This window comes from Pseudomonas sp. ATCC PTA-122608 (assembly GCF_001952855.1).
Classification (GTDB): domain Bacteria; phylum Pseudomonadota; class Gammaproteobacteria; order Pseudomonadales; family Pseudomonadaceae; genus Aquipseudomonas.
Genome location: NZ_LPNO01000052.1, coordinates 220880 through 244993, shown reverse-complemented (window position 1 = coordinate 244993; position 24114 = coordinate 220880). Strand labels below are relative to the sequence as shown.

Annotated in this window: 25 protein-coding genes; 8 read left to right on the top strand and 17 right to left on the bottom strand. The window is 59.6% G+C overall.

Translation table 11 applies throughout. From position 1 onward, the window contains the following. Positions 1-65: 65 nt before the first annotated feature. The 3 genes from AU074_RS28820 to AU074_RS28810 all read right to left on the bottom strand — a co-directional run bounded on the left by AU074_RS28820 (position 66) and on the right by AU074_RS28810 (position 1442). Positions 66-272, bottom strand: a complete 207-nt coding sequence (locus tag AU074_RS28820) for a hypothetical protein (protein ID WP_076017579.1) — start codon at positions 270-272, stop codon at positions 66-68. A 113-nt stretch (positions 273-385) separates the two neighbouring features. Continuing rightward, positions 386-664 (bottom strand): hypothetical protein, encoded by a 279-nt coding sequence (locus AU074_RS28815; protein WP_076017578.1) that lies wholly within the window; start codon positions 662-664, stop codon positions 386-388. Then, the gene (locus AU074_RS28810; protein ID WP_076017577.1) at positions 654-1442 is read right to left on the bottom strand and encodes a VacJ family lipoprotein; all 789 of its coding nucleotides are present in this window, start codon (positions 1440-1442) and stop codon (positions 654-656) included. Before AU074_RS28810 ends, AU074_RS28815 begins: the two co-directional genes overlap by 11 nt. A gap of 164 nt (positions 1443-1606) precedes the next feature. Between AU074_RS28810 and AU074_RS28805 the strand changes: the two genes are divergently transcribed. Together AU074_RS28805 and AU074_RS28800 are read left to right on the top strand one after the other, a co-directional pair. Further along, complete coding sequence (locus AU074_RS28805; RefSeq protein ID WP_076017576.1) at positions 1607-2317, top strand: response regulator; 711 nt, start codon at positions 1607-1609, stop codon at positions 2315-2317. Then, positions 2314-3633, top strand: coding sequence for an ATP-binding protein (locus tag AU074_RS28800; RefSeq protein WP_076017575.1), 1320 nt, complete (start codon positions 2314-2316; stop codon positions 3631-3633). The genes AU074_RS28805 and AU074_RS28800 overlap by 4 nt, the downstream gene beginning before the upstream one ends. A 360-nt stretch (positions 3634-3993) precedes the next feature. Here the strand turns inward: AU074_RS28800 and AU074_RS28795 are convergent, their stop codons facing one another. The 3 genes from AU074_RS28795 to AU074_RS28785 all read right to left on the bottom strand — a co-directional run bounded on the left by AU074_RS28795 (position 3994) and on the right by AU074_RS28785 (position 7312). Continuing rightward, complete coding sequence (locus AU074_RS28795; protein ID WP_076017574.1) at positions 3994-6222, bottom strand: ATP-binding protein; 2229 nt, start codon at positions 6220-6222, stop codon at positions 3994-3996. Next, on the bottom strand, positions 6219-6833 hold the full coding sequence (locus AU074_RS28790; protein ID WP_076017573.1) for a biliverdin-producing heme oxygenase: 615 nt from the start codon (positions 6831-6833) through the stop codon (positions 6219-6221). The genes AU074_RS28795 and AU074_RS28790 overlap by 4 nt, the downstream gene beginning before the upstream one ends. Before the next feature lie 101 nt (positions 6834-6934). Beyond that, positions 6935-7312: a response regulator gene (locus tag AU074_RS28785; protein ID WP_076017572.1), complete on the bottom strand. Its 378-nt coding sequence runs from the start codon at positions 7310-7312 to the stop codon at positions 6935-6937. A gap of 421 nt (positions 7313-7733) precedes the next feature. Here AU074_RS28785 and AU074_RS28775 point away from each other — a divergent pair, with 421 nt between their 5' ends. The 3 genes from AU074_RS28775 to AU074_RS28765 are packed head-to-tail and all read left to right on the top strand — an operon-like array spanning position 7734 to position 9025. Continuing rightward, positions 7734-8168 (top strand): VOC family protein, encoded by a 435-nt coding sequence (locus AU074_RS28775; RefSeq protein WP_076017571.1) that lies wholly within the window; start codon positions 7734-7736, stop codon positions 8166-8168. Further along, positions 8165-8548, top strand: a complete 384-nt coding sequence (locus AU074_RS28770; protein WP_076017570.1) for a cytochrome c family protein — start codon at positions 8165-8167, stop codon at positions 8546-8548. The genes AU074_RS28775 and AU074_RS28770 overlap by 4 nt, the downstream gene beginning before the upstream one ends. Positions 8549-8578: 30 nt before the next feature. Continuing rightward, a complete protein-coding gene (locus AU074_RS28765) occupies positions 8579-9025 on the top strand; it encodes an NUDIX hydrolase (RefSeq protein ID WP_076017569.1) in 447 nt (148 codons plus the stop codon). A gap of 47 nt (positions 9026-9072) precedes the next feature. Here AU074_RS28765 and AU074_RS28760 read toward each other — a convergent pair whose 3' ends face one another. Continuing rightward, a complete protein-coding gene (locus AU074_RS28760; protein ID WP_076017568.1) occupies positions 9073-10341 on the bottom strand; it encodes a phospholipase D-like domain-containing protein in 1269 nt (422 codons plus the stop codon). Between the two features lie 130 nt (positions 10342-10471). Between AU074_RS28760 and AU074_RS28755 the strand changes: the two genes are divergently transcribed. Continuing rightward, entirely contained in the window at positions 10472-11350 is an 879-nt protein-coding gene (locus tag AU074_RS28755) for a hypothetical protein (protein WP_076017567.1), read from the top strand. Between the two features lie 32 nt (positions 11351-11382). On the opposite strand, the gene phnX is transcribed toward AU074_RS28755, so the two are convergent. The 7 genes from phnX to AU074_RS28720 all read right to left on the bottom strand — a co-directional run bounded on the left by phnX (position 11383) and on the right by AU074_RS28720 (position 19701). Continuing rightward, positions 11383-12210, bottom strand: coding sequence for a phosphonoacetaldehyde hydrolase (phnX, locus tag AU074_RS28750; RefSeq protein WP_076017566.1), 828 nt, complete (start codon positions 12208-12210; stop codon positions 11383-11385). Positions 12211-12299: 89 nt separating this feature from the next. Beyond that, positions 12300-13172 carry a LysR substrate-binding domain-containing protein gene (locus AU074_RS28745; protein WP_017476113.1) on the bottom strand — a complete coding sequence of 291 codons (873 nt, stop codon included), beginning with the start codon at positions 13170-13172 and terminating at the stop codon, positions 12300-12302. A 36-nt stretch (positions 13173-13208) separates the two neighbouring features. Next, on the bottom strand, positions 13209-14504 hold the full coding sequence (locus tag AU074_RS28740; RefSeq protein WP_076017565.1) for an MFS transporter: 1296 nt from the start codon (positions 14502-14504) through the stop codon (positions 13209-13211). Between the two features lie 93 nt (positions 14505-14597). Beyond that, complete coding sequence (gene psrA, locus AU074_RS28735; protein ID WP_076017564.1) at positions 14598-15689, bottom strand: iron-containing alcohol dehydrogenase PsrA; 1092 nt, start codon at positions 15687-15689, stop codon at positions 14598-14600. 126 nt (positions 15690-15815) lie between these two features. Then, positions 15816-17834 carry an LTA synthase family protein gene (locus tag AU074_RS28730; RefSeq protein ID WP_076017563.1) on the bottom strand — a complete coding sequence of 673 codons (2019 nt, stop codon included), beginning with the start codon at positions 17832-17834 and terminating at the stop codon, positions 15816-15818. After that, positions 17834-18433, bottom strand: a complete 600-nt coding sequence (locus tag AU074_RS28725) for a hypothetical protein (protein ID WP_076017562.1) — start codon at positions 18431-18433, stop codon at positions 17834-17836. The genes AU074_RS28730 and AU074_RS28725 overlap by 1 nt, the downstream gene beginning before the upstream one ends. Further along, positions 18433-19701, bottom strand: coding sequence for an exo-alpha-sialidase (locus AU074_RS28720; RefSeq protein ID WP_076017734.1), 1269 nt, complete (start codon positions 19699-19701; stop codon positions 18433-18435). The genes AU074_RS28725 and AU074_RS28720 overlap by 1 nt, the downstream gene beginning before the upstream one ends. Before the next feature lie 180 nt (positions 19702-19881). Here AU074_RS28720 and AU074_RS28715 point away from each other — a divergent pair, with 180 nt between their 5' ends. Both AU074_RS28715 and AU074_RS28710 read left to right on the top strand, forming a co-directional pair. Then, on the top strand, positions 19882-20544 hold the full coding sequence (locus AU074_RS28715) for a response regulator (RefSeq protein WP_076017561.1): 663 nt from the start codon (positions 19882-19884) through the stop codon (positions 20542-20544). Then, entirely contained in the window at positions 20541-21914 is a 1374-nt protein-coding gene (locus AU074_RS28710) for a sensor histidine kinase (RefSeq protein WP_076017560.1), read from the top strand. The genes AU074_RS28715 and AU074_RS28710 overlap by 4 nt, the downstream gene beginning before the upstream one ends. Before the next feature lie 38 nt (positions 21915-21952). Here AU074_RS28710 and AU074_RS28705 read toward each other — a convergent pair whose 3' ends face one another. Genes AU074_RS28705 through AU074_RS28695 form a run of 3 tightly spaced genes read right to left on the bottom strand, consistent with a single transcriptional unit; the run spans position 21953 to position 23974 of the window. Continuing rightward, the gene (locus AU074_RS28705; protein ID WP_076017559.1) at positions 21953-22576 is read right to left on the bottom strand and encodes a DUF3916 domain-containing protein; all 624 of its coding nucleotides are present in this window, start codon (positions 22574-22576) and stop codon (positions 21953-21955) included. 40 nt (positions 22577-22616) lie between these two features. Then, positions 22617-22841, bottom strand: coding sequence for a hypothetical protein (locus AU074_RS28700; protein ID WP_076017558.1), 225 nt, complete (start codon positions 22839-22841; stop codon positions 22617-22619). Then, complete coding sequence (locus AU074_RS28695; RefSeq protein ID WP_076017557.1) at positions 22838-23974, bottom strand: colicin E3/pyocin S6 family cytotoxin; 1137 nt, start codon at positions 23972-23974, stop codon at positions 22838-22840. Before AU074_RS28695 ends, AU074_RS28700 begins: the two co-directional genes overlap by 4 nt. Between the last annotated feature and the right edge of the window lie 140 nt (positions 23975-24114).

Sequence of the window (24114 nt, the reverse complement as noted above, 5' to 3'; positions counted from 1 at the left end):
GTCAGTGTTTTGTTAAGGAGAAACAACGTGAGAGGGCGGCGGTGCCGCCCTCCGGCCAGGTCTAATTAAAGCAGGTTGCCGCGGCCTAGGCTGTCCAGGCCTCCGGAGTTATTACGACCCCGGTCGCTGGCAGAGGCGCCGATGTGGTCAAGGGTGTTTCTCTCTTCGGCAAATGGCTCAAGGCTTCGCTTGTTGCGCACCGGTGCAGGTTGTTCGGTTTGTGCAGGAAGTGTGTGCAATTGTGCGAAGGGGCCGTTCATAGCATTGATCATGGCAATTTTCCTTTTTTCAAAATAGAGGGGTCTCCCTTGATAACCAGCGCTATCAAGGAGAGCGAGAAACTACCCATCCCCCGGTTGCCTCGCTATAAACGTCTCACGTCAAATTATGACGTTATCAGGTCCACCGTCTTACGGGGTTCATGGGTCGTGACTGATGTTTCTCCCAAGGTAATCAGCCAGCGCATGACGTCGGCCAGCGCCACGCTGTGTTGGCGCTCAACCCAGCGCATGCCTTGTGGGCTGTAGTGTTCGACATAGCGACTGAGGATCAGCCGATTCTGGTCACCAGAGAGTTGCAAGCGTGTTTCCCGGCAGAGCAGGGCGTTGGTCCCGCGTTTACGTACATGGTGCTTTAGCACCAGTGAGCCTGAATCAGAAATCATCGCCGGCTCCCTTCGCGCACTCATCGGCACGGGGTGACGTCGCCCCCTGCTTGCCCTCCAGCACAAAGGCCGCGCGGTGTTCGGCCACCACATTACGCAAGGCGCTGTAGTAGTCCGGCAACTTTTGCAGGCTGTCGGTCAACGGCAGCAACGAAGCGCGCGTATCCACGGTGCCGCCCACCAGGCTGATGGTGCCCAGGGTTTGCACGGTATCGCTGTCGCCCAGCGGTGCCACCAGGAAGCTCAAGACTTTGCCCGCCGCATCGCGGCTGTTGCCGGTGCCCAGCAATGGCAGTTCGACGATCGGCCCGTTGCCAATCCCCCACACGCCAAAGGTCTGGCCGAAGTCGGCGGTGTGGCGAGGAATGCCCAGCGGGTCCGAAACATCAATCAACCCGACGATCCCCACGGTGGTGTTCACCGCAAACCGTCCCAGGGTGTTAATCGAGCGCCGGGGGTTGCCTTGCAGCAGGTCGTTGATGAACACCTTGGGCTCGCTGAAGTTGCTGGCGAAGTTATGCACACCCTGCTGGAAAAAATCCGGCATGTATCGGTAGCCGCGGGCTACAGGTGCCAGGGCGAAGTCATCCACCGCGCGGTTGAAGGCGAAGACGCCCCGGTTGACCGGCTCGGCAGGGTCATACACCGGGTAGGAAACCTGTGCGCAGCGTGTGGTACTCGCCACGTTGGCCGGGCTTGCGCAGCCTGTCAGGTAAGACACGGTCAGCAACAGCACGGCCTGGCGAGCCAGGTGCTGGGGATACGTCAGCGAGCGCATAAGCACAGTCTCCGGAAAAAGGAGGCCGATGCTGGCATTCGGGGCTTGCGCAAAGATGTCTGCTTTATTGCGCCGTTGACGCTTTATTGCACGATTGAAATATATGACGAGCCGCCTCGAATGGTTTTAGATGGCGCATCGACAAGACCAAGTGATGCCCACCGGTGAGCCATCTTTTAATCGTGGACGATGACCTTGAGGTCCTCGCCCTGCTGAAGAAATTTTTTCTGCAACATGGCTACACGGTCGAGACCGCCGCCAATGGCTCCGACCTGTGGGCGGCCATGGAGCGCATGCCTGCCGACCTGATCATCCTGGACCTGATGCTGCCAGGGGATAACGGCCTGTTGCTGTGCCAACGCCTGCGCCAGCAATACGCAACACCGGTGATCATGCTGACCGCCATGGGCGAGTTGAGTGATCGCGTGGTGGGCCTGGAAATGGGCGCCGATGACTACCTGAGCAAACCGTTCGACGCCCGTGAATTACTCGCTCGGGTGCGCGCCGTGCTGCGTAGGGCGGGTGAGAGCCGGCCGATGTTGGGTGATGCGTCTCGCCCGCTGATTCGCTTCGCCGGTTGGCAACTGGACCTGACACGCCGGGAGTTGCGTTCGCCGGACCAGGTGATGATCCCGTTGTCGTCCGGGGAGTTCGACCTGCTGCTGGTGTTCGTCGAACACCCTCAGCGCGTACTGACCCGCGAGCAATTACTGAACCTGGCGCGGGGCCATAGCCACGACGCGTTCGACCGCAGCATCGACGTGCAGGTCAGCCGCCTGCGACGCAAGCTGGAGTTCGACACCAAGCGCCCGGCGATGATTCGCACGGTGCGTAACGGTGGTTACCAGTTCACCGTCGCGGTGACCCGCTCATGACGCGCTTCAAACCCCGGGACACCGTGGCCCGCTGGATTGCCCTGACTATCCTGATTGCGATGCTCACCGCACTGGCCTTCAACGCGCTGTTTGTACAACTGGCGGGCGTTTGGGCCAGGCCGCCGTTGGGTGAAACCGGCCTGTTGGAAAAAGTCGCGGTGATCGTGCGGATGATCGAAGCCGCAGAGCCTTCCCAGCGGCCACAACTGACGCAGGCGGTGGGCGACGACAGTTTCAACGTGAGTTGGTCGGCCACCCGTGGGGGGATTGATGCGCCGATTCTGGATGACCCGGGTTTTCATTCCGATCAGGTGTTCAAACAGCTGCTCAAGGGGCCGGAACGGCGAATGGAGGCCTATGAGCCATCTGATTGGCCAGGCCCCGGCGGGCACTATGCCCTGGTGGTGCAACTGGTTGACCAGTCCTGGCTGATGTTCAGCGCGCCGTCCCGCAGTTGGGGCCTGGCGGAAGGCCCGCGAAGCCTTGTGGTGCTGATGCTGGTGCTGATCTCCACCGCGCTGGTCACGTTGATTGCCACCCGGCGTTTGGCCCGTCCGCTGCAACATTTTGCCCAGGGTGTACGACGTTTCGGCGCCGACTTTCGTGCGCCACCCATCGAACCGGTCGGGCCACATGAAATCCGCCAGGCGATTCTCGCGTTCAACGGCATGCAGGCGCAGTTGCAGCACTTCATCCAGGACCGCACCCAGATGCTCGCGGCGATTTCCCACGACCTGCGTGCACCGCTGACCCGCCTGCGCCTGCGGGGCGAATTTATCGAGGATGCCGACCAGCAGCACCGCCTGTTCCGGGATGTCGACGAGATGCAGGCGATGATCAACACCGCTCTGGAGTTTTTTCGCGACGACGCGCGCCTGGAGCAGGCGACCCAACTGGACTTGGCCGAGTTGCTGCAAACGCTGATCGACGACTACCGCGACCAGTCCATCGACATCACCTTCAACGGCCCGCCGCGGCTGGTTTATTTCGGCCGGCCGCTGGGGCTTAAACGGGTGATGACCAATCTGATGGACAATGCGATCCACTATGGGCTCGCACCGGAAATCGAACTGCAACACAGCCCTGGACAGGTGACGGTGCGGGTGCTCGACCGTGGCCCCGGCATTCCGCAGGAGCAGCACGAACAGGTGTTCCTGCCGTTTTTTCGCCTGGAAGGTTCACGCAACAAAAGTACGGGCGGGGTCGGTTTGGGGCTCTCCACTGCACGGGCGATTGTGCTGGAACACGGTGGGACGCTGACCCTGGAAAATCGCCCGTGCGGCGGGTTGGCCGCCGTGGTGGTATTGCCGGTTTAGGAAGGCTTAAACGGTCATGGCAGATAGCCTTTTCCCAGGCCGGTCAGATTACCGTCATTCGACTTGGAATTTTGTTGGTTGGAGCTATTACGCGAGGGCTCATCGTTTGGTTTGGGGGCCGGCTGAACAGGCTGAACGGGTTGAGTGGGTTGAGGCGATTGAGTGGGTTGATGGATGGTTTGGATATGGAAAGCGCCGCCAATGGTTGGAAAGATCATGGGTTTTTCTCTCACTGGATAGGGTGTGAAGTGTGTGCATTCAACTCCCGCTGAGTGCGTCCTGATCAGTGGCCTTGGCCCGGTCCAACGTTCCGGGCCATCGGGTTTCCATTTGCTTCGCCATCTCAATTGATGGGTGGTTTCAAGCCGGCTTGGGCACCGTAAACCGAAACTCACTGCCTCGGCCCAACTCACTTTCAGCCTCGATCCGCCCGCCATGCGCCTGGACGATGCCCTGGGTGATGTACAGCCCAAGGCCGCTGCCGGTGGGATTGTTTTCGGCTTGGGTCCAGTAGCGATCAAACACATGAGGCAACTCATCCGGGGCAATCCCTTCGCCGGAATCACGCACCGAAAACACAATCTCTTCGCTGGTACTCATGGCGCTGATGCCGATATTGCCCTGGCGTGGTGTGAACTTGATGGCGTTGCCGATCAGGTTCGACAGCACCTGGAACAGGCGCTCCGGGTCGGCGTTGATTTGCAGTCCGGGCTCGGCGTTGAAGGACAAGTCGATACCCTTTTCCATCGCCAGGGGCGCCAGCAATGAATAGGCCTCTTCGAACATCTGGCTCACGTCCAGGGCCACCGGCTTGACGGTATAACGCCCGGCTTCGATCTTCGAGGTGTCGAGCAAATCCTCCAGCAGCACATTCATACGCGCTGCGGCTTGCTGCATGGTGTCGATGGCCGAGGAAATCCGCCGCGAGGTGTGTGGGCCATCGGAGCTGAAGGCTTTTTGCATCATGCCGCAGAGCATCGAAATGACCGTCATCGGGTTGCGCAGGTCGTGGGAAACCACCGCCACCAGTTCATCCCGGGCGCGCACGGCTTGCTGTTCGCGCAGCACCTGGCGGGCCAGGTCATTTTCCAGGGCCGAGCGGCGCAGGTCGTTGGCGGCGAAGCGGTCGCCATGGCTCCACTTGGTGGAAATGCCTGCCATTTCCACCTTCCAGATTTCAAACGAGGTACGTGGGCGAAGGTGCAGGCCAGCGTCGGTGCTTTCCAGGTCCAATGGCTTATTCGGGTCGCCACTCCAGTTGATGTTTTCCTTCACTTCAGGGCGAAACCACAGCACGCCGTTGTCCACCGGTTTGGGCAAACTCATGGCCAGCACGCCACTGGCGACGTGCTGATAGTCAGCCGCTGGCGGGTACACCGAGGCCAGGTTATGGCTGGCGAATACCGGCTGCCCAGTCTCTTGCAGCCACTTGTGCAGGGCGCGAATTTGTCCGGGTTCCGGGCAGTTACCGTAGCGGTGCAGTTGTTTGTCTTCGATGATCGCCACGCCGCCCGCCAGGGTCAGGTCCATCAGCAGTTGCGGACGTTGCGCCAGGCCGTCGAAGACGTTCGCCGGCGACGCCTGCATGGCCTGGTTGAGCAGGGCCAGGGCCGCGACCTTTTCTTCGCGCTGGCGGCTCAGGTCCAGGGCCTCCATGGCGCTGATCTGCAAGGACAGCACCTGGCCAATGGTCTGGCAGGCGGTGCGCAAATCATTCGGTACCAACAGTGGCTGGCGATTGCCACAACTGATCAAGCCCCACAGTTTGTCGCCGGCCATCAGGGAAATGCTCATGGACGACAGCACGCCCATGTTCTGCATGTACTGGCAGTGGATCGGCGACACGCTGCGCAGGGTAGCGAAGCTCAGGTCCAAAGGTTGGCCGGTGTCCGGGCGCAACCTGGGCACCAGGGGCACCGCTTCATAATCGGCATTCGGGATGATCCGCAGCCAGTTGGTGCGGTACAGCTCCCGGGCTTGTTCGGGGATGTCGGAGGCGGGGAAGAACAGGCCGTTGAACAGTTCCATGGACGGTGCGGACGCTTCGGCGATCACCTGGCCGTGGCCTTCTTCCTCGAAGCGATAAATCAGCACCCGGTCGTAGCCGGTCATGGCCTGGATTTCGTTGACGCTGATTTCATACAAGGCTTGCAGGGTTTTCGCCGACTGCAGGCGTTGCAGCATCTTGCCCAGGTTGCTGGTTCGGCCATTGAGTGCCCGTGGCTGGAAGTCCTTGAGCCGTGGCTCGAACTCCAGCACCAGCACCTCCTGATGGCGGTGCAGCAACCCTTCGAACTCGCCACCGTTGAGGTTCATGTGCAGCGGCGGAGCGTCGAAGAAGCTGTTTTGCGTAACCATCGCCTGGACCGCTTCGGCATGTTCTGTGCCGATCAATGTGTGCAGTGGCTGGCCCAGCAGGGATTCCGGCGAATGATTGAACAGCTCGGCCACGTTGGCACTGACCTGCATGATATGCAGGTCGGGCTCGGACAAGGTCAGCAGCGCCCCGTGAGGCTGGATGGCCCCCGGGAAGCGGATGGGTTCGTCGGCACAGTTGGCAAGCAGTTCTTCAAAATCTTCGGGTTTCATAGCAGTACCTCCTGGCTGTCGAGCCATTGCTCGAAGCAGCTGAATGTTGAGCGGGCAGCATTCACCGCGCGCAGTTTGGCGTGCGCGTCGAGGGGCACATGGTTCAGGTAGTCGAGAAAATCTTTCCAGCGCCGACCGGTTTCGGCGCCATACACATTGAGAAACGCGCCACCGTTGTCGGCGTCCAGTCCTAGGCGCTGGGCCATTTCCCTGCGCAGGATTTGCCCGCCCAGGGTGGCGCCTTCCACCACATACAGCGCGCCGAGGCAGGCAGCAGGCGTGTCCAGAGGCGGTAGCGACGAGCAGTGGGGAAGGGCGGCGATGGCCGGTTCATCCAGGCCAAGGGCGTGGAGATCGGTCAACAAGGTGGGCGTTTTCAGGCGCAGCACCTGATCGAATCCCTCGGGGATCAGGCCACTGTCGTACAACGCTGCTTCCAGAGGGCTGTAGAACCCGTAGTACGCCTGAAGCAGGCGTCTGTAGCCATTATCATCCAGTTGCGGAGAGAAAAACGGCAAGCGTTTTTCCAGGGCGACGTGCAGTAAAGCTGTACCCGAGCGCAAGGCTTCAAGTACGGGGGGCGCACCAACGTCATGGACCTGTGAATGCATTCAGTAAACTCGAACTGGGGGCCTGCTGGCCATGTAGGGTTGCGTAACAACTGACCGCAGGAGCTGCCGCGAAGTTCGCTGCAGTTGATATCGCGACGCTATCAGTGCAAGGGCGGGCCCTTTAGCAAAGCCGATTGCACGCAGTCGAGCAGGCGCTCCGCACTCCACGGTTTGGGCAAGAACCGCACGGTGCTGCCCAGCTGTGACGCCATGGCGGTGTTACCCGAGGTCAGCAGCACGGGCAGTGACGGCCAGCGATGGGCGACCACCTTGCTCAAGTCGTAGCCATTGAGCAGGCCGGGCATCTGGATATCGCTGACAATCAGGTCCACCGGGTCACTGGTGCGCTCAAGAAAAATCATCCCTTCGTCTGCTGAGGGAAATGACGTCACGACTGCACCGAAATCCTCCAGTACATCCACCATCAACGAGCGAATGATTTCGTCGTCTTCCAGCACCAATATCGATGGCTGAGCCATGATCCTTACTCCACCATCCGGGTTAAGTAAGGTGGAGTGAGGCGCCGTTGATTAGGTTCGATTGAATGTATTTTTTGCGATGGGTGGTCATTTGGTTAGCTTTAAGTTGCGACAGGGCAGGGCGCCCCGCTTGCTAACCGTGTGAGGCATCCGCCACGATGCGCTGCGCGATGAAGCCGTGATGAGTGAGGCATGATTGCGCCAGTTGCGGGCAGTCACCTTGACCACATTTGGCGATGTGCCCTGGAATGCCCCGTTTTACCAGTGGCTGGGATTTCAGCAAGCGCTTGCCCTGGCGCCGGGTCACCGTTTGGCAGAGGCTCTGCGTGAGGAGTATCGTCACGGTTTTGCGCCGGGCAGTCGCTGTGCCATGTCGTGGCAAGTTGTCGCGTGTTAAGTAAAAGCCACCCCAAGGATTCTCATGTTTATCCGAAACCCCCTCGTCCCCGAACTCATCGTGACGGCCCTCACGAGCAGCCTCGACTTCTGGGTCACTCAGTTGGGATTCGACATCGCCTATCAGCGCCCCGAAGAAGGCTTTGCCTACCTCGACCTGCAAGGCGCGCAAATCATGCTGGAGCAATACGATCCGGATGCCGGCCAGTGGTTGACCGCACCGCTGGAAAAACCTCTGGGACGAGGCATCAACCTGCAAATCGATGTGCCTGCCGTGGCGCCTGTCTTGCAGCGTCTGGCTGCCATCTGCTGGCCGCTGTTCCGCGAGGTCGAAGACGTCTGGTATCGGGCGGGTGACGTGGAGGCGGGCCAACGGCAATTCATCGTGCAAGACCCGGATGGCTATCTGGTGCGTCTGGTGCAGCGGTTGGGCGAACGACCTGTGGGGAGCCATTCATGAAATACGCCGCGTTACTGGCCATTGCCTTCATCGGTGGGGCCTTCAGTCTCCAGGCCGTCGCAGAAGGCGATGCCGAAGCCGGTGGAAAGCTGTTCAGCAAAACCTGCGGCGGTTGCCATAGCGTCGGTGAGAACGCCCGGGGCGGTTTCGGGCCGCAGCTCAACGGCATTATTGGCCGGCCGGCTGGCACCACCACTGATTACCAGTATTCAGATGCGATGAGGAATTCAGGCGTGGTCTGGACGCGGGACAAGCTGGCCGCCTATATCGAGGCACCGAAAAAGGTGGTGAGCGGCACCCGGATGATTTTCTGGGGGATCAGCGATCAGGAGAAGATCGACAACTTGCTGGCGTACCTTGCGACCTTTCAGGCGCAATAAACACCGATCCCAAGACAAGGATTTCACTCCATGGTCGCACCGCATATCCGGGCGCTCGCGCTCTGCATCTTCCACCGCAACGGCCGAATTCTGGTTCACGAATTCCAGGATGCGGTGAAACAGCAGACAGTATTTCGTCCCATCGGTGGCGGCATCGAATTCGGTGAACACAGCGCCGAGGCGATCGTACGAGAAGTGCAGGAAGAACTGGCGCAGCCTATTCACAGCCTGCGGCTGCTCGGCACGCTTGAAAGTATCTTCACCTACGACGGCAACCCCGGGCACGAGATCGTCCAGGTCTACGATGGCCAATTTGCGGACCAGAGCCTGTACGAGCAACCGTACCTCGACGGTGCCGAAAGCAACGGTTTTGCGTTCAAGGTGAGTTGGAAGGACAGTTCAAGCTTTACTGCGCAGTCGCCATTGGTGCCGGAAGGGCTCTACGCGTTGCTCAAAGATGCAGCGTTACTGGATTGACGGGACGCACCCCGATAATGGTGGTCGTCCCCAGCCTGCGAAATCAATCAGGATTTCTGTCGTTTTCCCACCGCGCTCACTGCCAGGAATGGCTGGTCGTGATAAAGCTTCAGTTCTACGGTGTTGACGGATTGTGGCTTGCCGAAAAACTCCCCTCGTTTACCGGTGTATGCCTCTTCAAACCTGAATGGCGTCGTAATTACGTTGATGATTTCTTTGTCGAACTGGTCCTGGTGTTCGCGTATCCAGGCTTTGCTTTGTGCTTGCTCCTTGGCTGTAGCTTTTTGAGCGCTGCGGTTATCGCCTATAAAAGCCACAGGTGCAAAAGAGTGCGCGGAATCGAAGTCAAACCGCATATAGACGCAACAAAGCCCTTTGTCTTGTGCGTTGCAGATGTTCAGCATCAAGTTGGATTGCCCATTTTTGTACCGGCGTGCCTTGGGTTTGGCCGACACATGAATCTTCCAGTCCGGGCGTAGCGGGAAATCTCCGACGTCCAGTACCACGTCATCGGCGACGAAAGTAATTCGTGTCTTATTGATCCTTGCCCACCCAAGTTTCTGGCTGTCTAGCACGCAAAAATAGCGTTGCTTGGGTTCGAGCGAATAGGGTTCTGAATCGATTTTCCACTCCAGGAAACTCTGGTCCTTAGGCGGATAGAGCGACAGTTTTGCTTTACCTTCATCGTTGAAGTTAACGACTTTCACTTGGGCAGAAAGGGGCGCCGAACTGCGAAGTTTTGCGATGGACTTGACGATGACACTGCTGATGTCGTCTTTGGCGGACTGCGCGTTGTCGGTCTTTTCAAAAGCATCGGCGACGTCAGCGCAGGCTTTTTTATAGTCCTGGTATTTGGCCTTCAGGCTTACCACCGCGGCTTCCATCGCCTTGATTCGCTCTTTTGTCACAGGCGTTGCGCCGACCTGCCATTGGTCGATTTGCTTCTTGATGGCGGTTATCTTGGTTCGTTGCTCGGTGGAAATGCTCAGCTCTTTGTTTCTCTGGCCGTTTGTCGTGAAGTTTTGGCTGCCCAGCGTCGCCATTCTGTTGCCCACCACGATTACCTTCGCGTGCAGTTGGGCGACCTGATAGATCTCATGCTGGTCTGTCAAAAGGCCTTTGAGGGTTTTCAGGTCGGAGCTGTTGCTTGCAAACAGCTCCGGGTGAAACAGGGTGTAAATTTTTGCTGGCCCTCTATTCTTTAGAAAGCTGCGCAGCGTTTTCCCGGTGATGTAAGGCGACATGACTGCCACAGGCTCGTTGTCAACAAGGGCGCAGTCGGTAAGGGCGTTGAAAACATCAGTTTGGAGATTCATTGCATTTATTCCATGAAATCAATGAAAGACAGGGCTGGAATGGTTGGCAACCCTGTGGTGCCCAATGATGGCATAATGACTTCTTTGTTGTTTGCGGATATCTCTTCCCGCTCAATTCTCAAGGATGACTATGCGAACGCTTTTTCGAATCTGGCTCACCCTCACCATTATTTCGATGGTGTTCTACCTGCCGTTTTACGTGTTCTCCAACAACGCTATCAATGCCGTTGAAGAACTGACTCCTGACGAAATCATCCCCTTCACCGGTATCCGCGGGCAGGATCCCGAGCGTGTGCACAACCTGTTGGCCCGCACCGATATCGATATGTCGATGGAACTTGAAGACGCGCTCGAAGACAACAAGAGCCTTTCCAACATCAAGTTCGAGTACTTGCAAACGCCAGAAGCCACGCGTGTTGAACAGGCAACCGGGCTGAAGTTGGTTGAAGCTTCGGCCGATGCGGGCAACGGTCGGCAACTCAAGCTGGTGTTCACGGTCATTCCGAAGCGGTTCTTGCGCAGCACCGCACAGGTCAACGGTTTGCTCGCACTGCAGATCACCGACGGCAAACACACACTCACAATGAACGATGGTCCGAATGACGAGCTTCATCTTTGGGCGCTGTTCGAGAAGTCGGGTAAAGCCGGTCGTGAGTCAGTGCAGCGCATGAATGGCCGGTTCGACGTGATGGTTGCTGAAATCGATGCTCGCGAGAAGGCTCGCAACGCACCGGCCGCCGTGACCCCATCCGCACCTGCTCGTCAGTTTGCGAGCAACACCGTCGCCGGTAACCCAGGTACGGATCAGGTCATCATTTTCCAGTTTGATGGTAAGCCTGCGTATTGCGCAGACGAAGGCGCGGACGGAGCCAACTGCCATGGCGACAGTGCCGCATTTATCGGCCAAGGCTCCTACAAGGACTACATGGACCCCGACAGCAGCTTATGCATCGCAGGCGAGAATGACTGCACGTTGCCGCAATTTTTTCCTGCCGATATACGGGGTTAATCCCAGCGCCGTTGTCGCGCCCCGTTGCCTCTTCAAGAACCCTGCGGTGTTTCCCCGCGCGCCAGACGCGCATTGATGTCTTCGATCACCGCGGGCAGTTCGACAATGGTGTCGATCAGGTAATGTGGCCGTGAGCCTTCGAACATCCGGGTAATACGTGCACGCTCCAGCACCAGCTCATCAGCGGGCAGGGCCTTGTATTGCTCGTAGGTCAAACCCAGCGCATTGCCGGAGCAGGTCAGCGCGACTGTCCACATGCCTGCGCTGCGGCCTTCCAGAATCCCGGGCCAGGTGTCGTCGACTTTCACGCACGCGGCCACATCATTGATGCCCAACGCAATCACGTTGGCCAAGGCCTGCGCCGGATGTGGACGCCCATTGGGCACCTCATCGGTCGCCACCACGTGGTCGGCGACGTAGCCATTCTGCCGCGCCAGCTCGACCACCTTGGCCATCACCACCGCCGGGTACCCGGAGCAGGAGCCAATCTTCAAACCCTGGCCGCGCAGGGTGTTGATCGCCTCAAGGGCCCCGGGAATGACTGCCGAATGCAACGCGATTTTCTCGATCTGCAACGGCATGAAGCGTTCATACAGTGCGGTGACATCCGCGTCTGTCGGCAAGCGATCGAACACCGCCCGATAACGCTCGGCAATCTGCGGCAGGTTGCACAAGGTGCGGATGTGGTCCCACTTGCCCATGCCCATCGGGCCGCGCGCTTCTTCCAGGGATACGGCGACGCCGAATTCGCCGAATGCCTCGACAAAAATCTGCGTGGGGGCGAAGGAGCCGAAATCGACGACGGTTCCGGCCCAATCCAGGACCACGGCTTGCAGCTGGGAAGGTTGTTGGTAGTTCATGGCAAGTCTCCATTTTTCAGGTGTGAGCAGGCCGTCCCTCTGTAGAAGAAGAGGTAAGTACCTGGTGAGGGTTTAAACGGGTAAGGCGATCAGGTGACCGGGATTGGACTGGCCTCGAACAACTCCGCGATCATCGGTCGGTTGCGCCGGATGCCCAGGCAACACAGGTGGTAGTCGATGAAAAACGGGTGGTCGACGAAGGTGATTGGCGTGGTGCCCGGGGTTTCGGCGTATTCCACAGCGGACACAAAACCGATGCCGATGCCCTTGGTGATCGCATGCACGATGGCTTCGCGACTGTTCAACTGCATTACGCAGTTCACGGCGACGCCCTGGCGCTTGCAGCTTTCTTCCACCAGTTGCCGGGTGCGTGAGCTTTTCTCGCGCATCACCCACTTTTCGCGGCTGATCTGTTCCACGTGCACCTCTTTCTGTTGGGCCCATGGATGGTCATCGCGTACCACTGCAATGATCGGATAGCGCCGGTAAAGCTGGGTATCGAAGCGCTGGTCGAATTCCGAGAGGGCCAGGATCGCCACGTCGATATCGAAGTTGAAGAGTCGGTCCAGGGTTTCCTTTTCCGGGGAAAACGAGGTCTCCAGTTCGATGTCCGGGTGGCGCTGCATAAGCTCGTAGGTCAGGTTCATCGCGATCGGCGGCGACACTGCGCCCAGGCGCAGCAGCCCGGTCTTGCGCTGCTTGAAACTCTGCAACAGTTGCATGGCTTCATCCTCCTGGCCGAACAGCCCTTGGGTGATTCCATAAAGGGCGTGCCCGGCCGCGCTCATCTCGATAAACCGCCCGCGACGGTGGAACAGCTCCACCGAGAACTGCTTCTCCAGCCCATTGACCTGCTCGCTGACCGTCGGCTGGCCGACGCTCAGGTACTCGGCGGCGAGGGTGAAACTGCCGGTCTTCGCCACTGCATGAAACGAGCGCAGCCACTTGTGGTACTGGTACATAAAAAGTCCTGTTCCTGAGGTCCGCCGGGCCGGTCATCAACGTCGGATAAACAACGCCACCACCGCGCTGCACAGGCAGGCCGAGGTCACGACGATGAAGATCAGCGAGGTATTGCCGGTACTGTCGAGCATACTGCCGATCAGCGGTTCCGCCAGGCCGGCGAACAGATAGGATGAGAAGTTCATCACGCCCGTGGCCGTACCCGCACGCTTGGCGCCCACCAGATCCGGGCACAGCGCCCAGAAACTCGAGGCCGGGCCGTACACGAAGAACCCGCAAAGGAACAATGCGACCAGGCCGATTGCGCTGTGGGGCGGCAGGCTCCACATCCACAGGCTGGTGGCGGCGCCGAGGAACATGTACAGCATGATCGCCAGGTAGCGTTTGGAGCCGAACAACTTGTCCGAGACCCAGCCGTTGCTCAGGGCGCCGATGGCCATGCCCACCGGCAGGGCCACGGTGATCCACTTGGGGTCGATCATGCTGTCGCCGCTTTTCCAGTTGGCGCCCAGGAAATGCACCGGCACCCAGACGATCAGGCCGTAGCGGGCGGCGTTCTGGAAGCCCAGGGAGAGGGCGGCGATGATCAGTCGGGGGTTTTTCAGTACCGCCTTGTAGCGCTGCGCCGAGGTTTCGACTTCGCCGTGGGCCACTTCATGATTCTTGTCTTCGGCATTGGCCACGCCGGTATCGGCCAACGGTTCAAAGCCCAGGTCCTGAGGCCGTTCGCGGGCGACCAGGTAGAAAATGATGCCGCCCGCCAACATCAACAGCACCGGCAGGCGGAAGATCCAGCGCCATTCCAGTTGGAACACTTCCAGCACCACGATCGAGGTCACGTACGACAGGACTGAGGCGCATCCGGCGGCGAATACATAAAAGCCATACACCTTGCCGCGTTCGCCGGCGCTCCACCAATTGGAAATCAGCCGGCTGCCGGGTGCCCAACCGAGGGCCTGGAAGTAACCGTTGATGCCCCATGGCAGGATCAACCCGGCAAAGCCGCTGGCGAAACTGGTGACCCAGTTGGCCCCGCAGGACAGCACCGCGCCGAGGGTCATGATGCGGCGCCCGCCGAATTTGTCGGCGAGGTTGCCGTTGATGGCCTGGCCAATCGCATAGGCCCAGAGCATCGCGGCCGAGGCCCAGCCGAGGGTTTCCTTGGTCAGGCCGAACTCGGCCTGGATCCCGGGGATCGCAAACCCGAAAGTCTGGCGACCGGTGTAGAAAAACAGATAACAAAACATCGCGGCCAGCAGCATGCGCCACTGGGCAACGCGGAACGATGAGGTACGGACGGCAGGAACAGGCAGCACGTGTGCACGATTCATGATGTTTTCCTTATTGTTATTCGCCCCGGCGACCGCAGCCGCAGGGGGGCACTCTTGATAGGTGCAACAGGAAACGACTGAATTACGATGAGTCTAGGCCGCTTGCGCACCGATGAAGTTCTTGCCGCGTGCGCCTTGCAGGGCGAAGCGGATCATCGCCTCGGCCTCGCTGGCATTCACGCCGTAGTCGGCGAACTCGGTCTTTACGTCCAGGCTGTGGAGGAAGTCGCGCAACTGCGCCTGGGCCTGATGCAGGTCGGTACCGAATACCCGTTGCAGGGTGCGGTCCCGCGCGGCGTCATGTCCCCATGCCAGGCCGAGCACCAGCGGTAAGGTGAAGGAGCAGGCGATGCCGTGGGGCAAGCCGTGGTGCAAGGTCATTTCGTAGGAGATGGAGTGGGCGAGGGCGGTCTTGGTATTGGAAAAGGCCAGGCCGGCTTTCAGGGCCGCCAGCGCCATCCGCGAACGAAGTTCTTGATTGCCGAGGTCTCGCCGCAAGCGCGGCAGGCATTCCAGGATGTCTTCGATGGCGGAGATGGCGAAGGTGTCCGAGACCGGGTTGGCGTTGATGTTCCAGATCGACTCCAGCGCATGGGACAAGGCATCCAGCCCGGTGGACACCGTGACTCCGGCCGGCACCGTCAGCATCAACTGCGGGTCGATGATCGCCACTTTCGGCCAGGTGCAGTCCAGGTGCAGCGAATACTTCTTGAGGCTCGCGGAATCCCAGATCGTCGCCCATGGCGTGACTTCGCTGCCGGTGCCGGCGGTGGTCGGTGCGGCAATCAGTTGCTTGTGACGCGCCGGTACGAAAGGTTTTCCGGTGGCCAGCAACGCCAGCAACTCGTCGAAATCCCCCGATTCGGTGCCGACGATCAACGCCTTGGCCGTATCAATCGCGCTGCCACCGCCGACGGCGACCACCACCTGGCAATCACCGGCCTGCTGCCAGAAACGCTCGTAGGTGTCGCGCAGTTGAGCCACGTCGGGGTTGGGCTGCACGTCTTCGATCACGTACACCAGGCGTTCACCCAGCAGGTCCTGGATGCGGTCAACCAAGCCGAGCCCGCGTGCTTCGGGGAAGGTCACGAGGGCGACGCTCTGGCCTTCGGTAAGGGCGGCGAGTTCTTGCAGGCAGCCCCAGCCGAAGCGGGTGTCTACCGGGTTGTGGAATCGGGCAGTCATGGCGGGTTCCTGGTTTTTGTTATTGGAAGTGCCGCCATAGTCGGGGAGGGTGAGGTTGACCTCAAATCGATAGATTGGGGGGATGGATTGGCTGGGCCGATAGTAAGGCCCAGCCGCCAAGTGCCTTCAGCGAACGTTGCGGAACAACATCAACCGCGCACTCTCATGCAGCCCGCGCGTCAGTCCCTGCAAACGCTGGAACTCTTCCGGGTATTCCTGGGCCACATCTTCCCTTGGTGTTTGCGACGCCAGGTCATGCAGGGTGGGCGAGCTGCCGTCGTGTTCCATTTGCAGCAGGAAGTCCTTGGTCACGCCACCGATCAGCGGGAAGGTGCCTTCGCGTAATACCAACGGCACCACACGCTCACCTTCTGGTGCAGGTTGCTGGATATCCCGGCCCATTGCGCCATTGCGAAACGGAATGCCCGCCATGCCGGCGACGGTCGGCAGCAGGTCTGCCAGGCCGACGGCTTCTTCGATCACTTTGGGTTGCAGCCCGGGCGCGTGGATCATCATCGGCACGTTGTTGCTTTCCAGGCCAAGCTGCTCGAACGCCGGCGCCATGTGCGGGATCTGGCTGATGCGGGTGTTGTGGTCACCGAAGAACACGAAGATGGTGTTGTCGTAGTAACCGCCGGCCTTGGCGATTTCCATCAGGCGGCCAATGTTGAAGTCCAGCAGGCGTACGGCGTTGTATTGCTCGACGCTGCGACTGCCCGCGGCCTGGACTTGTTCCACGGTCAGGTCATGCACCACGAAGCCGTCGTTGTTCTTGGGGATGGTGAACGGGCGGTGGTTGCCGGAGGTTTGCAGGTAGGCGAAGAACGGTTGGTCCTTGGGGATGGCGCGCAGCAGTTCGTCGCCTTCCTTGAACAGGTCCAGGTCGGAAACGCCCCACACATCCACCCGTGGCGAGCGCCAGTGGCTTTCGTCATAGAGCTTCACGCCGTCGATGCTCTGGCGGATCAGCGCGTTGATGTTCGCCCAACCGGCATTGCCGCCGATCATGTAGAGCTTCTGATACTCCTCGAACGCATTGATCAAGGTGTGTTGCCGGGTGATCAACGGGTTGCGGGTCGCGGTCTCCTGGCGCGTGACGTCGGGCACGCCGGTGATGCTTGCCCATACGGTTTTGGCGGTGCCGGTGACGGGCACGTAGAAGTGTTTGAAGAACCAGCTGTCCTTCGCCAGCTTATCGAGGTTCGGCGTGGGGTTCAGCGGGTTGCCGTAGGCGCCCACAGCGCTGGTGCCGAGGGATTCGAGCATCACGAAAATCACGTTCGGCGGGCGCTCAGCCTTGAGCCGATAAGGCTGCACGGCTTGTTCGCGGGCGAAGCTCAATTGCTCGGGATCGGGTTGGCTGACACCCAGGTAATCGGCAACTTGCGGATAATGCTCGCGCACCCGCGCCTCATCGAATTGCGACTGGCCAACCTTGAGGGTGTCGTACAAAAACAGCACCGGGTTGAGGCCCACGGCGGCGATCTGGTTATTGCCGGAAAAGAACGCGTCGCTCCAGCGCAGGGGCACCGGGTTTTCGAGATTGAGGTTGGCGACGCGGCCGAGCAGGGCCAGCAAGATCGCAATCACGCCGAGGGTGGCCACGGATGCAATGGTCAGCTTGCCGATGGGTTTGCGTTCGTCATCCAGGGTGATGCGTTCAAGGCGAACCAGTGCATAGGTCCACAGGCCGACTGCGGTAAGCCAACTCAAGGTTATCCACAGCACCGGGTAGGTTTCCCACACCATCTGCTGGGAAATCTGCGCGTCTTCCAGATAACGCAGCACCGTGGCGTTGATGCGCACACCGAGGTAGGCGTAGTGGCCGAAGTCGATGATGTACACCAGCCCGACGATGCCCAATGCCAGCAGCAGATAACCCCGTGCCAGCCAGCGCAATGCCGGCACAGTCAGCAGGTTCCAGCGCGGTAGCCAGGCAAGCAGTGCCAGCGGTAACAGGATCAGCACCGCCAGGCGCAGGTCGAAACGCAGGCCGATGCCGAGGGTTTCCAGCAGTGCATCTTCCCGGAGATCGACTCCGGAAAACGCCAGTACAAACACCAGCCGCAGTGCGGCCAGCAACGCAAATACCAAACCGATCGCGCCCACGCCGTAGCGCAGGCGGCGCGAGTACAACCATCCCATCATTGACCTCTGTGCAGTTTTAAAAGAGGGCGCCAGGCAGCCAGCGCCAGCATCCACAACCCGGCCACCAGGCAGTAGCCCGTCAGCAGTGGGTCGATCAGATAGTCCCAGTAGTTTTCCGAGGCCTTGAGCCGCAGCGCAAAAGCCAAAGTGCCCGCCGCGAGCATCCACACGGCCAAGGTATTACGCAGCCAGAGCATCAACAGCGCTGCCATGCCGATCAGCACAATCATCGGCCGGGGATTGAAACCCCAGCGGTACGGATCGAAGTAGGTCAGGCCCATCGTCGCGGGGTACAGCGCCAGGCTGAGTGCGCCAAACAGCAGCAACAACTGGACCTTCTGCGGGCGCTGGAGCGGCTGCACCACGCCCAAACGGCACAGGCTGACCCACGCCAACAACACCAGGGTGCTGATGGCCAGGTCGTCGGTGAAGCTGCGCACATACGCCGCCAGCGGCAGTTCGTTGACCGGGATAAAACTTACCACCACCAACACCGGCAGCAACCACGGCCGCCAGGGCGCGGTCACGCGCAACAGGCTGAGCAGTACAAAACCCAACAACACAAAACTCAAATGCGCTTGCCATATAGAAAACATCACAGGCGCTCCGACAGCCAGGCTTCGTTGAAGCTGACATGTTTGATAAAGGTGTTATTCCACGAGTACACCAGGTGGTACATGCCGTCCGGGCTGCGGCTGAAGTACGGGTACTCGTATTCGAAATCGCAGCCACGGGGTTTGCACACCCGGTAATCCAGGCTGCTGAGGAAGCGTTGCTCCAGCGGCAGGCGCCGGGCACCGCTGGATTCGCGGAAGCCTTCGCCGATGATTTCTTTGTAGGCCGCGGGGGAGAACGGCTGCCCCAATGGGTCGGGGGATTGGTCCAGTTCCACCACCGTGCGCCAATGGTTGAGATTGGCATCGGTGCCGTACAGGCTGAGCTTGAAGCGGCCGTCCTGCAGGTCGTTGAGGGCCACCAGCAAACCGTCGCCTTCGGTGCTGACTGCCGCCAGCGAGGAGTTGGGATTGGAGGGCTCCAGCGGATAAGGCTCGCTCCAGGTTTGCCCGGCGTCTTCGGTGCGGCTGGCGAGCACGCGGTGATGGGTTTCGCCGGCGTAACGCAACATGGCGATGGCGCGCTGGCCGTCCTGCGGGACGATGGTCGGTTGCAGCGAGTTTTTCCCACGGCTGATACGGAATTTATCGATCACCGCACCGTCGGCGCTCAAGTACAGGTACTCGGCGAATTTGCCCATGAACTCGTGGTACACCGGCAGGCCGATGGAGCCGTCGGCATGGAACACCGGTGCGGCGCGCACCAGGGTGCTGATGTTGAAGAAAGGCGAGGTGATCAGTTGGCGAGGTGCCGACCAGTTTGTGCCGAGGTCGTCCGAGACCATCACATTGATCGCGCTGGTGGCCCAGCCGCCCACCGATACCGAGACGTAGAACATCCACAGGCGATTGTCCGGTGCCAGGGCGATCACCGGGTTGCCCAACTTACGGATGTAGCGGTGGGTGCCGTCGCGGGTGCTTTCGCGGGTGGCGAGTACTTGCTCCGGGCCCCATTCGGCGCTTTTCGCGTCAAAGCGCGCGGTGCGTACCTGCACATCGGCGGCACCTTCGCGGGAACCGGCAAACCACACGGCCATCAGGTCGCCGCCGGGCAGGGCAGTGACCGAGGAGGAGTGCACAAAGTCATTGAGCTGCGAGGAGACGAAGCGGCTGCTGTATTGTGGGGCGGCCGCCGCGGGGGACGTGTCCTTGCCAGCTTGGGCAAACGGCGCCAGCACGTGGGGCGGGTGACTGGTCCAGGCAGCTAGAAACACCAGTAGCAGACTGCAGATCGTTAAAGGCGCGCGTATCGAAAACGTGTCGGAAAAAGGCTTGTTGCGCACAGAAACACTCTCAACAGGCATAGGAGGTTTCACTGTGCAAAACCAACCTTAGCGAAAGCTTAGTTGGCAACGACCCGTAACATCTTTCCGGGAATAGACTTCGGCAGAACCCTGCATGATGCGGCCGGTTTCTACAGAGAATCTCTCATGCGCCTGCTGCTGGTAGAAGATGATCGTGCCCTCGCCCAAGGTATCCGCGTGGCCCTTAGCGCCGAAGGCTACACCCTGGACTGGCTGCAAGACGGCGTCAGTGCCCTGCACGCGTTGCGCAGCGAAAGCTTCGATCTGCTATTGCTCGACCTCGGCCTGCCGCGCCTTGACGGCCTCACACTGCTGCAAACCCTGCGCGCCGAGCAATATGACCTGCCGGTGATGATCCTCACCGCCCGCGACGACACCACCGAACGTATCGCCGGCCTGGATGCCGGCGCCGACGACTACCTGGTCAAACCCTTCGACGTCGAAGAGTTCAAGGCACGCGTCCGCGCCCTGTTGCGCCGCAGCCAGGGCCGCGCGCAGCCGTTGCTGGAGCATGCGGGCGTCAGCCTGGACCCGGCGACCCAGCAGGTCAGCTATCAGGGCCAGGACATTGTGGTCACGCCGATGGAATACCAACTGCTGCATCAACTGATGGTGCGCCCCGGCAAAGTCGTCACCCGCGAACGGCTGTCCCGCGCGCTTTATGGCTGGCAGGACCGCGTCGAAAGCAACACCCTCGAAGTCCTTATCCACAACCTGCGCAAAAAACTCTCCACCGAACTGATCCGCACCGTGCGCGGCGTTGGCTACGTGGTGGAACTCAAGGCATGAACTCGGTCCGCGCGCGCATCCTCATCCCGGTACTGGTGTTGATCCTGTTGGGCGATGGCCTGATCAGCTGGCTCGTCCTGCGGGACAGCCACCACGAAATCGAAGAAGTCTACGACGCCCAACTCGCCCAAAGTGCCCGTTTATTGCAAGGCGTATTGCGCCAGCGCGACCCCGGCGATGCCGACTTGGACCGCCTCTACCAGGCTTTCGACCAGGCCATGAGCCGCGTCGGCGAAGACGGCGCTGCGCACCCTTATGAAACTCGCCTGACCTTCCAGGTATGGCGCACCGATGGCCAACTGCTGGTGCGCTCCACCGACGCGCCGATCCTCAACACACCGCCCACCACCCTCGGGGCTCACGACCTGATGGAGAACGGCAACGACTGGTGCGCGTTCATGCTTGCCGACATGCAACAAGGCCTGCTGATCTGGGTGGGCGAGCGCGACGACATTCGCCAGGACGTGATCCAGCGCATCATTCGCCACACCCTCTGGCCGATCCTGATTGGCGTCCCGCTGCTGGCGGTGTTGATCTGGCTGACCATCGGCTGGGGCCTCAAGCCCCTTCGCGCCATGGCCCAGGCAATACGCGGGCGGGATAGCGAGACATTGCGCCCGCTGCAACTTGAACCGTTGCCGGCGGACCTGGAACCAATGCAAACCGCGCTGAACCGCCTGCTGGTGCAGGTGGATGAGTTGCTGGAGCGCGAGCGACGGTTTATTGCGGATGCGGCCCACGAGCTGCGCACGCCGTTGGCGATATTGCGCATCCATGCACAAAACGCCCAGAGCGCCGGGACATTGGAACAGCGTCAGGAAGCGCTGGATTTCCTGGTGAGTGGCGTGGACCGCGCGACTCGGGTCGGCAGTCAGTTGCTGACCATGGCGCGGATCGAGCCGCAGTTGAACAACACCGTTCGCGTTCGTGTGCCTCTGACGGAGTTGGTACGCGAAGAACTTGCGGAACTGACGCCCCTGGCGATGGAGAAGGGCGTTGAACTGGTGTTGGAAGGGGATGAGGAATGCTGGATTGAAACGGATCCGGTAGCGTTGGCGATTGCTTTGCAGAACCTGGTGACCAATGCGCTGAATTTCTCGCCGGCGGGGAGCGAGGTGCGGGTGTTGGTGCGGGGGACGGATTCGGGAGGGGTGCAGCTGTGTGTGGAGGATGCGGGGCCTGGGATTGATGAAGGGGAGATTGGGCGGTTGTTCGAGCGGTTTTATAGTCGCGGGAATGCGAATGGAGCGGGGTTGGGGCTGGCGATTGTGCAGATGATCGTGGGGAAGATTGGGGGGCGGTTGGAGTTGTATAACCGGGAGGTGGGTGGGTTGTGTGCGCGGTTGAGTTTTAGCGACAGGGCGGTTTGAAAAAGGCCGTCGTTAGCAGCACAGCTGTTAAGGCAAGACTATGTTGTCGTGCTGAATAAATGCGGATGCTCTGTCTGGAATGCTTTGAACGTCTTGTACTTCCAGCGATCGCCGCCTGGATCTTCATCCGATGAACTGACCTCGCCGAAATACCAATGCTCTGACTCAAACTGTTCTCCGTCCTCATCTTCGTGGGTGAAGTGAAAGCCCACCTCTTGTAGGCCTGGGGGGATGATCAATCCCCACTCGCTTGCAAGGCTTCTGCCCGTTATTCGGGTTTGGCGGAAGTAGTCGTAGTCGAAGGGCAGGGTGGAGCCGAGGTAGCGGTTTTTGTCGATGTAGACGCAGACTTCGCTTGAGAACATGTCGGGCACCAGAATGGCTGCCACGACCCAGCATTCAGGTGTGTCATCGGGCCGGGCTTGAATCAAGTGAGCGGCGGCGTTGATCAATTGTTGGGCGCAGTGTGCCTGGATCGCCGGGGTGGTTTGCTTGCCTTCGACCAGGGTTTCTATGACGGGAATTTTGAAGTTTTCAAACCCTCGCCTCACCGGGAAGTGTTCTAAAAACCAGCCTTCGAAATTGTCTGCCCATCGGCTGATTGCGCGCAGGCGCCTGGGGATGTTGCGGAGTTTTTTGTCTGACAGTGCAAGACGACGCATGAGCTATGACCTTCTGTTATTTCTAATGTTGAGATTGGTTTCACTCGTCACAGGCGAGGTAGAGCGACGCTTTTTTTGGAAAAACCTGTGAAGTGAGGTCTTCAATGTCTTTGATCTGTTTCGCTGTAAGCAGATAGTCGTAGAGGCCGTCACTCTCTGTTTGCCAGCCTATGATGGGTCGCAAATCTTCAGCTTTCACATTGAGGGGGATTTCAGCCGAGATTTCGTCGCTTCCAGTGGGTACCACATATATCAAGTGCCTCATGGCTCTATCCTTCGCGTGTCGTCTGCGTCTTTGGTTTGTTCGCCTGTTATCGGGTCGAATTCGCCCAAGTGTTTCCCTCGGTGGTTATATTTTTCGACCTTTCCTCGTTCGAAGTCCCATTCATAAATGTAGCTATTGGCCTCTTTCCATCGAGGCCTAAGTCCTCCGCCACCCTTTATTGGCGTCTTGGCTTTAGCACGAACAGTATTAGGAAAAGCGGGCAGGAATTTTGGTTTTGGGTGGTACATATGATCACCCGGCCGAACGCTAACAACCACATACAGCGGCCGAACCCCCGACTCCACCGGAAACACCAGAATAAAATCCCGATACTCCGGCGGATAAATCGGGTTCACCAAAATCTGTTTGGCCGCCTCAGTCGGCGGATAAATCCACATCACTGGTGCTTGCGGTGCAGCCTCCAATGCCGGTATGCCAAGGGTGTCGCCAGGATTAATGGCCGGCGTCCAAATCAGCTCCACACCCTCGCCAAGATCCGCAACGAACTGACTGTCACGACTCTGAAACTGCACCACATCGATCATCTGCCAGTCGGTATTTTTATCGGTGTAAAACCCATACCCCTTCAGCGTCCCATCGCCGCGTTGCTCGATATGCAAACGCATCCGCGAGCGGGCTTTTTGCAGGTGACGAAGTTGTTCTTCGCTATAGAGCGCACTGTCGCCAAGCTCCGACGGCCAGGCCAGCGCCACCAGCCCTGCAAGCAAACCCCCAGCGGCGGCACCTACCGCCGCAGCCGCGGATTCCAACACGGCTGTGCGCAATACAAGCTGGCCAAGCCCAGCGGGCAGGGCACTGCCACTGATCTTCCTGAGGGACACGCCGCCGTGGCTGTCGACCTCCCGTCCGCCTAACAGCGTGAAGTGGCCGTAGTCCTTGATCAGCTCAAGCGGCACATAACCGGTGGGGTTGTTGTAGCTGATGATCCCGTCGGGCAACTGGCACGACTTGGCGAATACATGGCCTGGAATCCTAGCGGGTTCAGGCGATGGCGGGGGAGGCGCTTCATACAAATCAATAAACGGTGAATACGGCACTCGCATCGGCTGCGGAGTCAGGATTCGCCGCTTCAGCTGCTCTTCTTCAGTAATTGGATACGCGCGCTCTGTCATGACGGCTCACTTCCCTGTGCAAGGAAGCGAGCCTATGAGAGCGGAGGCGAACCTGAAATTCCCGTTGTTCGATGGTGTGCGTGGGAAAACTCACTTTCTGAACGGGTGCTCACCTCCTAATCAGGTGTAGGAAGCTTCCA

Excerpts from the sequence above, each read along its gene's own strand:
- AU074_RS28820 (WP_076017579.1), bottom strand. The coding sequence starts at position 272 with ATGATCAATGCTATGAACGGCCCCTTCGCACAATTGCACACACTTCCT.
- AU074_RS28815 (WP_076017578.1), bottom strand. The coding sequence starts at position 664 with ATGATTTCTGATTCAGGCTCACTGGTGCTAAAGCACCATGTACGTAAA.
- AU074_RS28810 (WP_076017577.1), bottom strand. The coding sequence starts at position 1,442 with ATGCGCTCGCTGACGTATCCCCAGCACCTGGCTCGCCAGGCCGTGCTG.
- AU074_RS28800 (WP_076017575.1), top strand. The coding sequence starts at position 2,314 with ATGACGCGCTTCAAACCCCGGGACACCGTGGCCCGCTGGATTGCCCTG.
- AU074_RS28795 (WP_076017574.1), bottom strand. The coding sequence starts at position 6,222 with ATGAAACCCGAAGATTTTGAAGAACTGCTTGCCAACTGTGCCGACGAA.
- AU074_RS28790 (WP_076017573.1), bottom strand. The coding sequence starts at position 6,833 with ATGCATTCACAGGTCCATGACGTTGGTGCGCCCCCCGTACTTGAAGCC.
- AU074_RS28785 (WP_076017572.1), bottom strand. The coding sequence starts at position 7,312 with ATGGCTCAGCCATCGATATTGGTGCTGGAAGACGACGAAATCATTCGC.
- AU074_RS28775 (WP_076017571.1), top strand. The coding sequence starts at position 7,734 with ATGTTTATCCGAAACCCCCTCGTCCCCGAACTCATCGTGACGGCCCTC.
- AU074_RS28770 (WP_076017570.1), top strand. The coding sequence starts at position 8,165 with ATGAAATACGCCGCGTTACTGGCCATTGCCTTCATCGGTGGGGCCTTC.
- AU074_RS28765 (WP_076017569.1), top strand. The coding sequence starts at position 8,579 with ATGGTCGCACCGCATATCCGGGCGCTCGCGCTCTGCATCTTCCACCGC.
- AU074_RS28760 (WP_076017568.1), bottom strand. The coding sequence starts at position 10,341 with ATGAATCTCCAAACTGATGTTTTCAACGCCCTTACCGACTGCGCCCTT.
- AU074_RS28755 (WP_076017567.1), top strand. The coding sequence starts at position 10,472 with ATGCGAACGCTTTTTCGAATCTGGCTCACCCTCACCATTATTTCGATG.
- phnX (WP_076017566.1), bottom strand. The coding sequence starts at position 12,210 with ATGAACTACCAACAACCTTCCCAGCTGCAAGCCGTGGTCCTGGATTGG.
- AU074_RS28745 (WP_017476113.1), bottom strand. The coding sequence starts at position 13,172 with ATGTACCAGTACCACAAGTGGCTGCGCTCGTTTCATGCAGTGGCGAAG.
- AU074_RS28740 (WP_076017565.1), bottom strand. The coding sequence starts at position 14,504 with ATGAATCGTGCACACGTGCTGCCTGTTCCTGCCGTCCGTACCTCATCG.
- psrA (WP_076017564.1), bottom strand. The coding sequence starts at position 15,689 with ATGACTGCCCGATTCCACAACCCGGTAGACACCCGCTTCGGCTGGGGC.
- AU074_RS28730 (WP_076017563.1), bottom strand. The coding sequence starts at position 17,834 with ATGGGATGGTTGTACTCGCGCCGCCTGCGCTACGGCGTGGGCGCGATC.
- AU074_RS28725 (WP_076017562.1), bottom strand. The coding sequence starts at position 18,433 with ATGTTTTCTATATGGCAAGCGCATTTGAGTTTTGTGTTGTTGGGTTTT.
- AU074_RS28715 (WP_076017561.1), top strand. The coding sequence starts at position 19,882 with ATGCGCCTGCTGCTGGTAGAAGATGATCGTGCCCTCGCCCAAGGTATC.
- AU074_RS28710 (WP_076017560.1), top strand. The coding sequence starts at position 20,541 with ATGAACTCGGTCCGCGCGCGCATCCTCATCCCGGTACTGGTGTTGATC.
- AU074_RS28705 (WP_076017559.1), bottom strand. The coding sequence starts at position 22,576 with ATGCGTCGTCTTGCACTGTCAGACAAAAAACTCCGCAACATCCCCAGG.
- AU074_RS28700 (WP_076017558.1), bottom strand. The coding sequence starts at position 22,841 with ATGAGGCACTTGATATATGTGGTACCCACTGGAAGCGACGAAATCTCG.
- AU074_RS28695 (WP_076017557.1), bottom strand. The coding sequence starts at position 23,974 with ATGACAGAGCGCGCGTATCCAATTACTGAAGAAGAGCAGCTGAAGCGG.